Origin of the sequence: Terrabacter lapilli, from assembly GCF_039531305.1 — a bacterium.
In the GTDB taxonomy this organism is placed as follows: domain Bacteria; phylum Actinomycetota; class Actinomycetes; order Actinomycetales; family Dermatophilaceae; genus Terrabacter; species Terrabacter lapilli.
Map to the genome: position 1 here is coordinate 571,746 of NZ_BAAAPU010000007.1, position 13,771 is coordinate 585,516.

The window sequence follows — 13,771 nt, forward strand, 5'->3', positions numbered from 1 at the left end:
GAGCCGCCACTGCCGAGCACGTATGCCGCCGGGCGGGGTCACGCGACCCCGCCCGGCGGCATACGTACTCGGGTGGGCTCCGCTCCGTGCCCGTTTGGCGGCATCTGCCCGGTGACCTCTCTCATACGGCGAAACCGGCTGCGGCGCAGGCTCGCTCGATACACTCCGGGTGAGCGCCGGCAGTGGAGCGGGCGCGGTGAGGAGCTCAGCATGAGCACGACCAGCGCTTTCATGGACCGGGTCCGTCTCGAGGACGGCTACCACGAGGACGACCTCCACTTCATCGAGCACAGCCTGACCCAGCTCTTCACGCAGCTGGAGCGGTTCGACCCCTCCAAGGTCCACATCGGGCTGCGCGTCAAGGACCGTGGCCGTCCCGGCATGCACACGTCGGTCGAGGTGCACGTGGACGGGCTGCCGACCGTCGTCGGTGTCTCGAGCCTGACCGACACCAAGGCCGCGCTCAACGACGCCGAGTCGAAGGTCGTCGCCCAGCTGCGCGAGGCGGCGGACCGGCACCACGACCGCCGGCCGCGCGCCGCTCGCCACTGACCGGGCGGCACTGACCCGCGCGGCGCCGCCCGCAGGCGACGCAGCCGCGCGCGTCGCTCAGTCGGAGCCCGCGGACAGCACGTCGGCCAGGTCGTAGCTGACCGGCTCCTCGAGCTGCTCGAAGGTGCAGGACTCGGGCGTGCGGTCCTCGCGCCACCGCACGAACTGGGCGGTGTGCCGGAACCGGGTGCCCTCCATGTGGTCGTAGCGCACCTCGACGACCCGCTCCGGGCGCAGCGGCACGAACGACAGGTCCTTCTGGTTGTTCCACCGGGAGAACTCGGAGGAGCGCGGGGTGCGGACGCCGCCCTCCTCCTCGGACGGCGCTCCCCAGTTCCACGGGTGCTCGTCCCACTCGGCAACGAGCGGCTGCAGCTCCGTGAAGAGCTGGCGACGGCGAGCCATCGGCAGGGCGCCGATGACCCCGACGGATGCCAGCCGGCCGTCCTCGCCGTAGAGCCCGAGCAGCAGCGAGCCGATCGCCTCCGCGTCGTTCTTGTGCGGGCGGTAGCCGGCGACGACGCAGTCGGCCGTGCGCTCGTGCTTGATCTTGAACATCAGGCGCTTGTCCGGCTCGTAGGCGATGTCGACCGGCTTGGCGATGACGCCGTCGAGCCCGGCGCCCTCGAACTGGGTGAACCACCCCCTGGCGACGTCGCGGTCGGCCGTCGCCGCGGTGAGGTGGATGGGGGCCTCGGCGCCGGCCAGCGCCTTCTCGAGCGCGGCCCGCCGCTCGGCGAACGGCCGGTCGAGGTAGGACTCGTCGCCGAGGGCGAGCAGGTCGAAGGCCACGAAGGACGCCCGCGTCTCGGCCGCGAGCTTCTTGACGCGGGAGGCGGCCGGGTGGATGCGCTGCTGGAGGAGGTCGAAGTCGAGCCGGTCGCCCGAGTCGGGGGAGACGACGATGATCTCGCCGTCGATGACGCACCGATCGGGGAAGTTGGCCTTGACGGCCTCGACGACCTCGGGGAAGTAGCGGGTCATCGGCTTCTCGTTGCGCGAGCCGATCTCGACGAGGTCGCCGGAGCGGAAGATGATTGAGCGGAAGCCGTCCCACTTCGGCTCGTAGAGCACCTCGCCCTTGACCGCCCCGAAGTCCTTGACCGGCTTGGCGAGCATCGGCGACACCGGCGGCACGACCGGCATGCCCCACGTCGTGCGGTGCTCGGCATCGCGTTCGGCCTTGGGTGCCATGTAGTCCCCGTCCGTCTTGTCCTGGCGCCGCTTGCTCGGCTGCACGCGGGGCGGCTCACCCGGCATCTTCGGGTAGTCCGGCGGGAAGTTGAGCTCGCCGAGGCCCCGCTCGCTCACGTCGCGGTCCCACAGCGCGATGGCTGCCGCGACGTCGCCGACCGCGTCGTCGATGCCCGCCCACGCGTCGCCGCGGTCGGCCAGGAGACCCGGCACGGTGCGTACGGTCAGCTGCTTCGGGTCGACCGACCCGAGCTCGTCCCACGTCACCGGCGTCGACACCGGCGCTCCCGGCAGCGGCCGGGGCGAGTAGGCGGAGGCGATGGTGCGGTCGCGGCAGGCCTGGTTGAAGTCTACGAAGACCTTCTCGCCGCGCTCCTCCTTCCACCAGGAGGTCGTCACGAGGTCGGGCAGGCGCCGCTCGAGCTCTCGGGCGATCCCGATGACGCCGTGGCGCACGTCGAGGAACTCGTGGGTCGGGGCGATGCGGGCGTAGACGTGCACGCCGCGGTTGCCCGACGTCTTGGCCCAGGCTGTCAGGCCGATCTCGGCCATCACCTCGCGCAGGGCGACCGCGGCCTCCACGGCGTCGGCGAACCCGCGCCCCGGCTGCGGGTCGAGGTCGATGCGCAGCTCGTCGGGCCGGTCGACGTCGGCGGTGCGCACCGGCCACGGGTGGAAGGTCACAGTGTTCATCTGCGCGGCCCACACGGCGTCGGCGACCTCGTCGACGACGAGCTGCGGGTGGCGGCGACCCGACGGATAGGTGCACATGACGGTGTGCGTCCACTCGGGCACGCCCTTCGGCGGGTTCTTGGAGAAGAACTCCTCACCGTCGATGCCCTCAGGGAAGCGCTGGAGCGTCACCGGGCGGTCACCGAGCGCGCGCAGCAGCGGGTCGGTGACGGCCACGAGGTACTCGGCGAGGTCGAGCTTGGTCACCGGCCGGCCGTCGGCCATGCCCGCAGCCGGCCACATGACCCGGTCGGGGCTGGAGACGCGGACCTCCCGCTCGCCCGACGGGCTCGACGGGCTGGGCGCTGCGACGACGGCGGGCTTGGCGCTCACCCGCCGATCGTAGCCACGAGGTGCGACACGGCCCCTCGGGCGCGCGGTGGGGGTTTCGGGTCACCCGGTGACCCAATGCACAGCGCCCGATCCGCCCCGGTCTGCCTACGCGGGCGGGCGAGCGGGTATCTCCTCCCCATGACGATGGCCCCCACCCTCCACAACCTCGGCGGCGAACGCTTCGTGCTGCTGACGACCTACCGCCGTTCCGGCGAGCCGGTCGCGACACCGGTCTGGGTCCTGCCCGACGCGGGCGCCGCCCTCGTCAGCACCCCCGAGGGCTCCGGCAAGCTCAAGCGGCTGCGCCACGACCCGCGCGTCACCATCCAGCCCTGCGACCGTCGCGGCAACGCCGAGCCCGGTGCCCCGGTCGTCGAGGGCCGCGCCGAGATCATCCGCGACGACGCCGCCACCGAGGCCGTGGGCCGGCGGCTCGCCCGCAAGTACGGCATCGAGTACCACCTCTTCATGGCCGCCGAGTGGCTCCTGCGCCGCGGCAACCCCCAGCGCGCCATCGTGCGCATCATGCCCACCGCCTGACCGAGACCCCTCCGCCCACCCCGGCGGGTCAGCTGCGCAGGACGAGGCTGACGACGTTCGCGAGCGCGATCAGCACCGCCGCCACGAACGGCAGGCGCCCGCGCGCCACGACCGCGACCACGGCGAGCCCGACGCAGCCGAGCAGCAGCGCCAGCCCCGTCGCGTCGAGCGAGCCGCCACCTGGGCCGTATGCCGCCACGACCGACCCCGCCAGCAGCACCGCGGGTGCCAGCCACCGCACGACCCGTGTCCCGAGCCGGTGCGGCAGGCCCCGCACCCCCGTCGCCTCGTCGTCGGCGAGGTCGGGCAGCACGTTGAGCAGGTGCGCGCCGACGCCGAGCAGCGCACCGGTGACGAGCACCCACGCCGGCGGCCAGGCCGGAGAGGGCAGGGCGAGCGTGACGACGGCGGGCAGCGCGGCGAAGGCGACGGCATACGGCAGCGGGGAGAGGACGGAGCGCTTGAGCCAGAGGTTGTACGCCCAGCCCGAGGCCACGCCGAGGAGCAGGTGCACGAGCGCGGCGCGCCAGCCGCACGCGAACGACAGGACGACGCACGCGAGCACGGCGGTCCCGCACGCCGCGCGGACGGCCGACTCGGACACCTCGCCGGCGGCGACCGGCTTGTCGGGACGCCCGACGGCACGGTCGCGGCGCACGTCGACGAGGTCGTTGGACCAGCCGATCGACAGCTGGCCGGCCAGCACGGCCGCCGTCACGAGCATCCCGCTCGCCAGGGTGTGGCCGGCCGACCACGCGAGCAGCGCGGTGAAGACCGTGACGGCCAGGGTCGGGCCCGGGTGGCAGGCGCGGAGGAGCCCGCGTGCCGTCCGCCGCCTCGCTCGCTGCACCACCACGGGCCGAGCCTAGGTCCGGATGGGTACGTCAGACCCGTGAGCCACCTCGCGGCCGTGCGCGGCGTCCTTCCCGGGCACACCTACGCCCAGGCCGAGGTGACCGCCGCCTTCGCCGACGTGCTCGGCTCGACCGGATCGGACCGCGCGCTGCTCGAGCGGTTCCACGCCAACGCCGGGGTCAGCCAGCGGCACCTGGCCCTGCCACTCGAGCGCTACTGGCAGCTCGCGGACTTCGGCGAGGCCAACGACGAGTTCATCCGCGTCGCCACCGAGCTCGGCTCGCACGCCGTCAGCAAGGCACTCGCTGCGGCTGGTCTCACGCCTCGGGACGTGGATCTCATCGTGTCGACGACGATCACCGGCCTCGCCGTCCCCTCGATCGAGGCGCGCGTCGCCGCCGAGATCGGCCTGCGCGACGACGTCAAGCGCGTCCCCCTCGTCGGCCTCGGCTGCGTCGCCGGGGCAGCAGGCGTCGCCCGGGCGCACGACTACCTCCTCGGCCACCCCGACGACATCGCGGTGCTGCTCTCGGTCGAGCTGTGCAGCCTCACCGTGCAGCGCGACGACCGCTCGGTCGCCAACCTCGTCGCGAGCGGCCTCTTCGGCGACGGCGCCGCCGCCGTCGTCATGGTGGGCGCCAACCGTGCCGCCGCGCTGGCCGCGGCGCAGCCGCGGGTCGTCGCCACCCGCAGCCGGCTCTACGCCGGGACCGAGCGGGCCATGGGCTGGGACGTCGGCGCCACCGGCCTGCGCATCGTCCTCGGTGCCGAGGTGCCCGACCTCGTGCGGGAGAACGTCCGCGACGACGTCGACGGGTTCCTCGCCGCGCAGGGGCTGGCCCGCTCCGACATCGGCTGGTGGGTCGCGCACCCGGGCGGGCCGAAGGTGCTCGAGGCCATGCAGGAGGCGCTCGAGGTCGACCGCGAGGCGCTCGGCGTCACCTGGCGCTCGCTCGACCGGATCGGCAACCTCAGCTCCGCCTCCGTGCTGCACGTCCTCGCCGACACGCTCGCCGACCACGCGCCCGCGCCCGGCTCGTGGGGCGTGCTCATGGCGATGGGCCCGGGCTTCTGCCTCGAGCTGGTGCTCCTGACGATGCCCGACTGAGACAGACTGGGACGCGAACCGGCTCGCGCCCGGCATCGAGAGAGAGAAGGAGTGGCGGTGTGACCTCGCAGTGGCTCTTCACCGCCCTCGTCCTGCTCGTCGGGCTGGAGCGCCTCGCCGAGCTCGTCGTCTCGAAGCGGCACACCGCGTGGGCCCTCGCCCGGGGCGGCGTCGAGCGCGGGCAGTCGCACTACCCGGCCATGGTCGCCCTGCACACGGGCCTGCTCGTCGGCGCGGTGGCCGAGGTGTGGCTCGCCGGCCGTCCCTTCGTCCCCGCCCTCGGCTGGACCATGCTGGCGCTCGTCGTCCTGAGCCAGGGCCTGCGCTGGTGGTGCATCGCGACGCTCGGCAACCAGTGGAACACCCGCGTCGTCGTCGTGCCGGGCCTGCCGCTCGTGCGGCGCGGGCCCTACCGCCGGGTGCCACACCCCAACTACGTCGCGGTCGTCGTCGAGGGCCTGGCCCTGCCGCTCGTGCACAGCGCGTGGGTGACCGCCGTCGTCTTCACCATCCTCGACGCCGCGCTGCTGACCGTCCGCATCCGCTGCGAGGACGCTGCCCTGCGCGAGCTGGCCGCGCCGGCGGCCGCGCCGGCCGAGGTGGCCCGGTGAGCGGCTCGGGTCGCGCCGACGTCATCGTCATCGGCGGCGGCCCCGTCGGCCTCGCCGCCGCGCTGTATGCCGTCCGCTCGGGCCTGTCTCCCGTCGTCCTCGAGCCTCGGGCCGGCACGATCGACAAGGCCTGCGGCGAGGGGCTCATGCCCGGTGGCCTGCAGAGCCTGCTCGAGCTCGGCGTCGACCCGCAGGGCTATGACCTGCACGGCATCCGCTACCTCGCCCGTGGCCGTTTCGCGGAGGCCGACTTCACGGCCGGCCCCGGCCGCGGCGTGCGCCGCACCACCCTGCACGACGCCCTGTCCGAGGCCGTGGCCGAGGCCGGGGTCGAGGTGCTCCCGCTGGAGGCCGCCGAGGTGACGCAGGACGACACCGGTGTCCGGGTGCGCACCGTCGAGTCGGGCCGGGCGGGGCCGACACTGACCGCGGCGTGGGTCGTGGCCGCGGACGGGCTGCACTCGCCGACCCGGCGCTCGCTCGGCCTCGACCGCGACCGGGCGCCGCGAGATCGACCCGCCGACCACGCCACTGACCAGCCCGGCGACCGGCCCGGCGACCGGCCCGGCGACCGGCCCGGCGACCGGCCCGGCGACCGGAACGGCGACCGGAACGGCGAACGGCCCGAGCGGCGCTACGGGCTGCGCCGGCACTACGGCATACGCCCGTGGAGCCACCACGTCGAGGTGCACTGGGGCGCGCACGGCGAGGCGTACGTGACCCCCGTGGCCGAGGACCTCGTCGGGGTGGCCGTCCTCAGCAAGCAGCGCGGGTCGCTCGACGAGGCCCTCGCCGAGTTCCCCCAGCTGCGCGAGCGGCTGGACGGCGCTCCCGTCGTCACCTCGGTGCGCGGAGCCGGCCCGCTGCGACAGCGCACCACTCGCCGCGTCGCCGGCCGGGTGCTGCTGGCCGGTGACGCCAGCGGCTACGTCGACGCCCTCACCGGCGAAGGGATCTCGCTCGGCCTGGCCCACGCCCGCGCAGCGGTCGCAGCGGTCGCCGCCGACGACCCGGAGTCCTACGAGCGGTCCTGGCGGGTCGCGACCCGCCGCTACTCGCTGCTCACCCACGCCCTCGTGCAGGTCACCCGCCCGGCGTGGGGCCGGCGCCTGCTCGTGCCCGCCGCCGCCAGCCTGCCCCCCGTCTTCCGGGGCGCCGTCAACGAGCTGGCACGGCCGGGCCGATGACCCGCGGCGATGCCCCGCAGGCGACCACCGAGGAGCTCGTGGTCCTCGTCGCCCCGGACGGCCGCGCCATCGGCACGGCCCCCAAGGCGACGGTCCACCATGCCGACACACCGCTGCACCTCGCCTTCTCCGTCTACCTCTTCGACGACGCCGGCGACGTGCTCGTCACCCGCCGCGCGCTGCACAAGGCGACCTTCCCCGGGGTGTGGACCAACTCCGCGTGTGGGCACCCCGCCCCCGGTGAACCCGTCGAGGACGCCGTCCGACGCCGGGGGCGCCAGGAGCTCGGCATCGAGGTGCACGACCTGCGTCTCGTGCTGCCCCGGTTCTCCTACCGCGCCGAGATGGACGGCGTCGTCGAGTGGGAGCTGTGCCCGGTGCTCGCCGGGCGGGTCCCCGGGGCTGCGCCGCAGCCGAGTCCCGACCCGGACGAGGTCGCGGGCGCCGAATGGGTGCCGTGGGAGGTGTTCGCCGGCGACGTCCGGTCGGGTCGCCGCGAGGTCTCCACGTGGTGCCGCGAGCAGGTCGGCGAGCTGAGCCGGCTCGGACCCGACCCCGCCGCTTGGCCGTCCGCCGACGCCGCCGACCTGCCAGCCGCCATGACGACGAAGGACCTGTAGGCGCGCACGAAGGTCCGGGTTGGGTAAAGGAGAGGCGTGAGCTCCCCCTCCAGCCACCTGCCTGCACCGGCTCCCGACCCCGCGCAGCCGTCCGGCGCGTCCACACTGCCGGCCGGTGTGCCGACGCCACCGTCCCGGGCCGCCGGTACTGCCCTCGCCACCGGGCTCGGGGTGGTCGCGTGGGTGACCGGGCGCAAACCGTTGCACGCCGCCGGCAGCACGTGGGCCGCCCACCTGCGCGTCGACTCGCCGCTGCCCGAGCTCGGGGTGCCGCTCGTCGACCAGCGCGGCGTCCACCCCTGCACGGTGCGGGTGTCCCGGGCGGTCGGGACGCCGGACGGTTGGTGGGACGTCGGGGGCCTGGCCCTCCGCATCCCCGGAGCCGGGTCGGCGGGCCGGCCGGCCGACCTGCTCTTCGCCACGACGGGCACCGGGCGCCTCAGCCGACACCTGCTGCGGCCGGTCCGGCAGGCGGCGACGCGACCCCTCACCACGCTGCTGCCCACGCGTGCCGGGGAGCGCTCGATCGAGCTGCTCGTCCGCCCAGCCGGCGACTCCGACCAGCCGCGCGAGTACGAGCTGGCCGTCTCCGTCGACGGCGGCCCCTGGACGGGCCTGGGGCTGCTGCAGCTCCAGGTCCAGCTCGCCGACACGCGTGCACGCTTCGACCCCATCGTCGACCAGCTGGCCGGAACGTCGACGCCGCCGTGGGTCGTCGCGCTGCGCGAGCCGGCCTACCGCTGGGCGCGGCGGCTCAGCCGCAGCCGCTCGTCCGACGCCGGGGCGCTGCCGGCCGCCGGGGACTGACCCTGCGGACCGACTCCGGCACCGACTGCGGCACCGACTCCGGCACCGACTCCGCCGGGCCGGCGGATCAGAGCAGCTCGCTCGCCAGGTCCTCGAGGACGACACGGTCGCAGCCGGCGGCGAGGGCCTCCCGCGTGGCGTCCCGGGCCGCCGCCAGGGCGTCCGGCTTGAGGGCGGCGATCACGGCGGCGACCGCACGGGCCTCGACGCACTCGTCGTGCAGGTGCAGCTGGGAGAGGTCCGCCGTGCGGGGATCGGCGCCGAGGCTCGCCTCGCACGCGGACTCGAGCCGGCGCTCGAGCTCCCACAGCTTCACGAGGTCGTCGATCTCCGGGTAGTGCTCGAGACCGCCACGGGCCACCTCGAGCGCGGTGTTGTCGTGGACGCCCGCCACCGAGCAGGCGAGCCGGGCGACGCGGAAGGCGAAACGCCGGGCCTGGCCTCGCTCCGCGCCGGCGATCCGGGCGGCCAGGCCGGGAGCCACGACCTCGACCTGGTGCAGATCCACGGGGACTCCTCGTCGGTTTCGGGCTCGGGCTGCCTTGCAGCAGCCCACCGGGCCATACCCGCTCTCGTCCCGGCCCGACCGGCCGCGTCCACGGGCGCGTGCCCCGACGCGTCCGGGAGCGGGTGGCTCAGGCCACCGGCAGCCGCTCCCGCAGGAACTCCATCGTCGTGGCCCAGGCCAGCGTCGAGGACGCCGGGTCGTGCCACGGCATGTCGTCGTTGTCGAACGCGTGGTCGGCGCCGGCATACGTCTCGACGACCGTGTCGGGCTGCCGGCTCAGCGAGGCCTCGATGCGGCGGACGGTGTCGGTGTCGATGAACGAGTCGGCGAGGCCGAAGTGGTGCAGGCTCGGGGCCGTCACGGTGAGCGACTCGTGCAGGCTCGGCAGGGAGGACCCGTAGTAGCTGACGAGCGCATCGAGCGGCGCCGAGTCGCCCGACTCGAGGTGCGCGGCGACGTTGTAGCCGAGGCCGCCGCCGAAGCAGAAGCCCACCGCGCCGACGCCACCGGTCACCTCGTCGCGGTCGCGCAGCCACTCGACCGTCGCGGCGGCATCCGTGACGGCGGCGTCCCAGTCGAGCCGCTGGACGAGGCCCATGCCCTGCTGCAGCGCGTCCTCGCCCTCGACCGGCTCGGTGACGCCGAGCCGCCAGAAGATCTCGGGCGCCACCACGACGTAGCCGGCCTCGGCGAGCTGGGCGGCGCGACGCTGGATGTAGTCGCTGACGCCGAAGATCTCCTGGAGCACGACGATCCCGGGGCCGTGGCCGGTGGGCGGGAGCCAGAAGCGTGCGGGCATCTCGCCGGCGTCGGTCGCAATCGTCACGTTCTCGGTCATGGCGCACAGTATGGCGAGCCTGCCTGAACGGCATCCGACGTCCCGGCGTATGCCGTGTGGCCGGGTCAGCGGGCAGGCAACGGGTCAGCGGCGGGCCCGGAGCTCCTGCAGTCGCGCCTCGTACATCTGGACCCGATGGGCCAGGGCGTCGTGCTCGGCCTCGTGGCGGCGCAGGACCACGACGAGTGCCACGACGACGAGGACGAAGGCGGCGGCGAGCAGGGCCAGGACAACCGCGCCGGGCGCGGCCTCGGCCCGGCCGGTCGCCAGCAGCACGAGGACGGCGGCGAAGACCGCGGAGCCGGTGAGCGCGAGCGCCCCGACGCGGCGTGAGGCCGTCCGGTCGGTGGCCTCGAGCGCCTGCTGGGCGATCGCGCGCTCCTCGCGGGCCACGGCGCGGCAGAGGTACGTCGCGGCGGGGAAGCGGTGCATGGAGCGGCTCTTGCCGGCGGCGGGACAGCGCAGGTCCGACGGGGCGTCGGCGAGGTGGTGGGCGCGTACGGCGGCGGCCGACGCGGGGCGGGTGGTCAGGGTGGTCATCAGCACTCTCCTTCGTCTACGTGGTCGGCAGGGGCGACCGCCGGGTGCGCCGTCACGGTCAGCGTGCACCCAGCGGTCGCCCGGTGTGGGCGCTTCGCTCAGTCGTCCGAGCCGACGTGCAGCCGCGCGCCGAGGGCGTGGGCGGCGACGACGAGCGCGGAGGCGGCGAGGACGATGTCCTTGAGGACGTACTGGCCCATCAGCGTGGGGCCGTGCGGGAACAGCTCGGCCGTGAAGAGGGCGAGCGGCGACATGATCCCGACGAGCGCGCCGGCGAGCACGACGAGGCCAACCCGCAGGAGCTTCCCCGAGACCAGGGTGATCCCGATGACGGTCTCGGTCACGGCCGTCAGCAGCACCGCGGCGTGGCCCGTGACCAGGCCGAAGGTGAGCCGGTCGAGGGTCGCCGAGGCGATCGCCTCCGCCGGGCTGAGGCCCGGGAAGAACTTCAGGACGCCGAAGCCGAGGAAGACCAGGCCCAGGCTGATCCGCAGGGCCACGAGGCTGTGGGCGACGAGGACGGCCAGCAGGCGGTCGACCGCCGAGGAGGCCAGGCGCGTGGCCCGCACGGTGAGCGAGGCCAGGCGGACGGACGGGATGGAACGGTGGGCGTCGGGGCCGGTGGGCCGGTCGATGACGTACTGCGACATGGTGCTCTCTCCTTGAGGTCGGACTGTCGAGACCTCAGAAGGAGCAGGGCCGCGGCGAGATACGCGGCGGCCGGGGTTTGAGTCGCCCTACCTAGACGAAAGTCGTGTGTTCGCAGGCAAATCGGGCGAGCTCACCAGTTGACGAGCAGGCGCTGCTGGGCGTCGCGGAAGCCGCCGACGAGGATGACGATCAGGTCGGCGAGCCACCAGATGCCGAACCCGCCGAACGTCACGAGCTGCAGGATGCCGGTGCCCACCTTGCCGACGTAGAAGCGGTGCACGCCGAAGACGCCGACGAAGAAGCACAGCAGCGCTGCTGCGAGCCTCGACCGGTCGCTCACCGGCATGCCGTTCGCGTCGGTCGCCACCGGCACGAAGGCCGACGCCAGGGACGGCGCGGCGTGGACCGGCTGGGCGGGCTGCATCTGGGGCAGCAGCGGGCCGAGCTGGTCGGTCCACTCCGCGCCGTCCCAGTAGCGCGACTGTGCCCGGCCCTCGGGGTCGGGATACCAGCCGGCGGGGATCTCCTGCGGGACGGGCACGGCAGACCTGGCCGGCGGTTCGGGCTGGGCGGCTGGCTGGCTCATCGGTCGACTCCGAAGCGGGGGTGGGAAACGGTGGTGGGACGGTGCGGCACGTCTCGGCACCAGCATCGTCCACACCGCCGCCGTACGCGCGCCAACGCGGACATCCGGGCCGGGCGGCAGGGCAATTCGGTTGCGCCACCGACCGGCGGCTGGTCTCCTGACCGCGTGACCGACCTGTGCACCGAGCGGCTGACCCTTCGCGCCATCGACGTCGACGAGGCCGAGCGCATCGTGGCGCGCCGTCCCGGGCCGCACGACTCGTGGGCGCCCGACTTCCCCTTCGACGGCGACGTCATCGGCGCCACGATGTTCCTGCGGGCGATCGCCGCGCATGGCGACCAGCGGCCCTTCGGCCACTACGTGATCGCCCGGACCGCCGACGGGCAGGCGATCGGCGGCATCGGCTTCAAGGGGCCGCCCGAGGACGGGACGGCCGAGATCGGCTACGGCCTCGCTCCCTCCGGCCGGGGCTCGGGCTTCGCGGCCGAGGCCGCGCGGGCGCTCGTCGACCTGGCCCGTGAGCACGGCCTCTCGCGCGTCGTCGCCGACACGGACCGGGACAACGTCCCGTCGCAGCGCACCCTCGAGCGAGCGGGCTTCACCCGGACCGGCGCCGACGGCGACCTCTACCGCTGGACACTGGCCCTCTGAGCACGCCGAAGCCGTATGCCGCGTCGGGAGGTCGGGCGGCATACGGCTTCGGGTGCCGGCCTACGTCGGGTTGCCGGCGGGGGAGTCCTCGTCGAAGGCACTGTGCTTGTCGTCGGGCACGCCAGGGGTGGGAGGAGCTGCCTGGTCGTGCTTGTCCACGAGCTTGTCAATGCCCTTGTCGACCGAGGCTCGAACCTTGGTGACGGTGTCGGCGTGCTTGCCGCCGGTCTTCTCGCTGATCTTGGCCTCGGCCTTGTCGAGGGCGCCGTCGACCTTGCCTCGGTTGTCCTGGGCGTAGCCGGCTGCGACCGACATCGCGGCCCTGGCCATCTCGACGAGGGCGTCGCCGAAGTCCTTGGCCTTCTCCTGGAAGTGGACCTCGTCAGCCTTGTGCTTCATCTGCTCACCGAACGACACGGTGTCTCCTCGTCTGCACTGGCCCGACCCGATGGCCGGACGTCCTGCTTCCACGGTCTTACCCCCGGTGTGCCGCCCGCAACCGGGGTCGACCCGGAAAGAACCCTGAGCACCCCTGACCGGCCGAGCTGACCGGTCGAGCTGACCGGTTCAACTGACCGGGGGAGATGTCTGGTTCGTCACCTCCCGCCACCGGTGCGGGGGATCACCGTGTGCCGCGGGCGCGTTGGGCGGACAATGGACCTGCAGGCAAGGCACCTGTCGCACAGAGGAATCGGGTGGATCATGGAACGGCTCGAAGGTCGGGTGGCCCTCGTGACGGGCGCAGCCAGCGGCATCGGCAGGGCCACCGCGCGGCGCCTCGCGGAGGAGGGCGCGGCAGTGCTCCTGACCGACGTCAACGAGAGCCTCGGTGCCGAGACGACGGAGCAGCTGAAGGCAACCGGCGCGAGGGTGGACTTCCTGCGCCACGACGTCACGAGCGAGGCCGACTGGCAGGTCGCGGTGGACCAGGCGGTCGAGGAGTTCGGGTCGCTCGACATCCTCGTCAACAACGCCGGCATGGGCGACCTCGCGGCCATCGAGGACACCACCCTCGCCGACTGGGAGCGCACCATCTCGATCGACCAGACCGGCGTCTTCCTCGGCATGAAGACGGCGGCGCCCCACCTCAAGGCGTCAGGCCACGGCTCGGTCGTCAACATCAGCTCGATCTTCGGCACGAGCGGCGGCTTCGGCGGCTCGCCGGCCTACCATGCGGCCAAGGGCGCGGTCCGCACGCTGACGAAGAACATCGCGCTGCACTGGGCGGCCGACGGGGTGCGCGTCAACTCGGTGCATCCCGGCTTCATCGACACCCCGATCCTCGAGCAGGCCAAGGGCACCCCGATCGAGCAGGCCATGCTCGACGTCACCCCGATGGGCCGCCTCGGCCGGCCCGAGGAGGTCGCCGCCGGCGTCGCCTACCTCGCCAGCGACGACGCGTCGTTCGTCACCGGATCCGAGCTCTACATCGACGGAGGGTTCATCGCGAAGTGACGC

Annotated in this window: 17 protein-coding genes; 9 read left to right on the top strand and 8 right to left on the bottom strand. The window is 73.8% G+C overall.

Annotated elements, in window-relative coordinates; genetic code table 11:
- Positions 1 to 210 precede the first annotated feature (210 nt).
- Positions 211 to 552, top strand: coding sequence for a hypothetical protein (locus tag ABD241_RS10535; RefSeq protein WP_344061704.1), 342 nt, complete (start codon positions 211 to 213; stop codon positions 550 to 552).
- Between the two features lie 57 nt (positions 553 to 609).
- Here ABD241_RS10535 and ABD241_RS10540 read toward each other — a convergent pair whose 3' ends face one another.
- The gene (locus ABD241_RS10540; RefSeq protein ID WP_344061707.1) at positions 610 to 2,811 is read right to left on the bottom strand and encodes an ATP-dependent DNA ligase; all 2,202 of its coding nucleotides are present in this window, start codon (positions 2,809 to 2,811) and stop codon (positions 610 to 612) included.
- A gap of 138 nt (positions 2,812 to 2,949) precedes the next feature.
- Between ABD241_RS10540 and ABD241_RS10545 the strand changes: the two genes are divergently transcribed.
- A complete protein-coding gene (locus ABD241_RS10545) occupies positions 2,950 to 3,351 on the top strand; it encodes a PPOX class F420-dependent oxidoreductase (RefSeq protein ID WP_344061710.1) in 402 nt (133 codons plus the stop codon).
- A 28-nt stretch (positions 3,352 to 3,379) separates the two neighbouring features.
- On the opposite strand, the gene ABD241_RS10550 is transcribed toward ABD241_RS10545, so the two are convergent.
- Positions 3,380 to 4,207, bottom strand: coding sequence for a UbiA family prenyltransferase (locus ABD241_RS10550; RefSeq protein ID WP_344061714.1), 828 nt, complete (start codon positions 4,205 to 4,207; stop codon positions 3,380 to 3,382).
- 36 nt (positions 4,208 to 4,243) lie between these two features.
- On the opposite strand from ABD241_RS10550, the gene ABD241_RS10555 reads away from it, so the two are divergent.
- Genes ABD241_RS10555 through ABD241_RS10575 form a run of 5 tightly spaced genes read left to right on the top strand, consistent with a single transcriptional unit; the run spans position 4,244 to position 8,539 of the window.
- Positions 4,244 to 5,314, top strand: a complete 1,071-nt coding sequence (locus ABD241_RS10555) for a type III polyketide synthase (RefSeq protein WP_344061717.1) — start codon at positions 4,244 to 4,246, stop codon at positions 5,312 to 5,314.
- A gap of 59 nt (positions 5,315 to 5,373) precedes the next feature.
- Positions 5,374 to 5,925 (top strand): isoprenylcysteine carboxyl methyltransferase family protein, encoded by a 552-nt coding sequence (locus tag ABD241_RS10560; RefSeq protein WP_344061720.1) that lies wholly within the window; start codon positions 5,374 to 5,376, stop codon positions 5,923 to 5,925.
- Positions 5,922 to 7,112, top strand: a complete 1,191-nt coding sequence (locus ABD241_RS10565) for an FAD-dependent monooxygenase (RefSeq protein WP_344061723.1) — start codon at positions 5,922 to 5,924, stop codon at positions 7,110 to 7,112. The genes ABD241_RS10560 and ABD241_RS10565 overlap by 4 nt, the downstream gene beginning before the upstream one ends.
- Positions 7,109 to 7,732 carry an isopentenyl-diphosphate Delta-isomerase gene (gene idi, locus ABD241_RS10570; protein WP_344061726.1) on the top strand — a complete coding sequence of 208 codons (624 nt, stop codon included), beginning with the start codon at positions 7,109 to 7,111 and terminating at the stop codon, positions 7,730 to 7,732. Before ABD241_RS10565 ends, idi begins: the two co-directional genes overlap by 4 nt.
- 36 nt (positions 7,733 to 7,768) lie before the next feature.
- Positions 7,769 to 8,539, top strand: coding sequence for a phosphodiesterase (locus ABD241_RS10575; protein ID WP_344061729.1), 771 nt, complete (start codon positions 7,769 to 7,771; stop codon positions 8,537 to 8,539).
- A 67-nt stretch (positions 8,540 to 8,606) separates the two neighbouring features.
- Here the strand turns inward: ABD241_RS10575 and ABD241_RS10580 are convergent, their stop codons facing one another.
- The 5 genes from ABD241_RS10580 to ABD241_RS10600 all read right to left on the bottom strand — a co-directional run bounded on the left by ABD241_RS10580 (position 8,607) and on the right by ABD241_RS10600 (position 11,662).
- A complete protein-coding gene (locus ABD241_RS10580; RefSeq protein WP_344061731.1) occupies positions 8,607 to 9,047 on the bottom strand; it encodes a hypothetical protein in 441 nt (146 codons plus the stop codon).
- 127 nt (positions 9,048 to 9,174) lie between these two features.
- On the bottom strand, positions 9,175 to 9,885 hold the full coding sequence (locus tag ABD241_RS10585; protein ID WP_344061734.1) for a dienelactone hydrolase family protein: 711 nt from the start codon (positions 9,883 to 9,885) through the stop codon (positions 9,175 to 9,177).
- 84 nt (positions 9,886 to 9,969) lie between these two features.
- A complete protein-coding gene (locus ABD241_RS10590) occupies positions 9,970 to 10,425 on the bottom strand; it encodes a hypothetical protein (protein WP_344061737.1) in 456 nt (151 codons plus the stop codon).
- A gap of 98 nt (positions 10,426 to 10,523) precedes the next feature.
- Positions 10,524 to 11,075 carry a DoxX family membrane protein gene (locus ABD241_RS10595; protein ID WP_344061741.1) on the bottom strand — a complete coding sequence of 184 codons (552 nt, stop codon included), beginning with the start codon at positions 11,073 to 11,075 and terminating at the stop codon, positions 10,524 to 10,526.
- 131 nt (positions 11,076 to 11,206) lie between these two features.
- A complete protein-coding gene (locus ABD241_RS10600; RefSeq protein WP_344061744.1) occupies positions 11,207 to 11,662 on the bottom strand; it encodes an NINE protein in 456 nt (151 codons plus the stop codon).
- Positions 11,663 to 11,827: 165 nt separating this feature from the next.
- On the opposite strand from ABD241_RS10600, the gene ABD241_RS10605 reads away from it, so the two are divergent.
- Positions 11,828 to 12,313 carry a GNAT family N-acetyltransferase gene (locus ABD241_RS10605; RefSeq protein ID WP_344061747.1) on the top strand — a complete coding sequence of 162 codons (486 nt, stop codon included), beginning with the start codon at positions 11,828 to 11,830 and terminating at the stop codon, positions 12,311 to 12,313.
- 60 nt (positions 12,314 to 12,373) lie between these two features.
- Here the strand turns inward: ABD241_RS10605 and ABD241_RS10610 are convergent, their stop codons facing one another.
- Positions 12,374 to 12,730: an antitoxin gene (locus tag ABD241_RS10610; RefSeq protein ID WP_344061749.1), complete on the bottom strand. Its 357-nt coding sequence runs from the start codon at positions 12,728 to 12,730 to the stop codon at positions 12,374 to 12,376.
- Positions 12,731 to 13,015: 285 nt separating this feature from the next.
- Here ABD241_RS10610 and ABD241_RS10615 point away from each other — a divergent pair, with 285 nt between their 5' ends.
- On the top strand, positions 13,016 to 13,768 hold the full coding sequence (locus ABD241_RS10615) for an SDR family NAD(P)-dependent oxidoreductase (protein WP_344061752.1): 753 nt from the start codon (positions 13,016 to 13,018) through the stop codon (positions 13,766 to 13,768).
- Positions 13,769 to 13,771 lie beyond the last annotated feature (3 nt).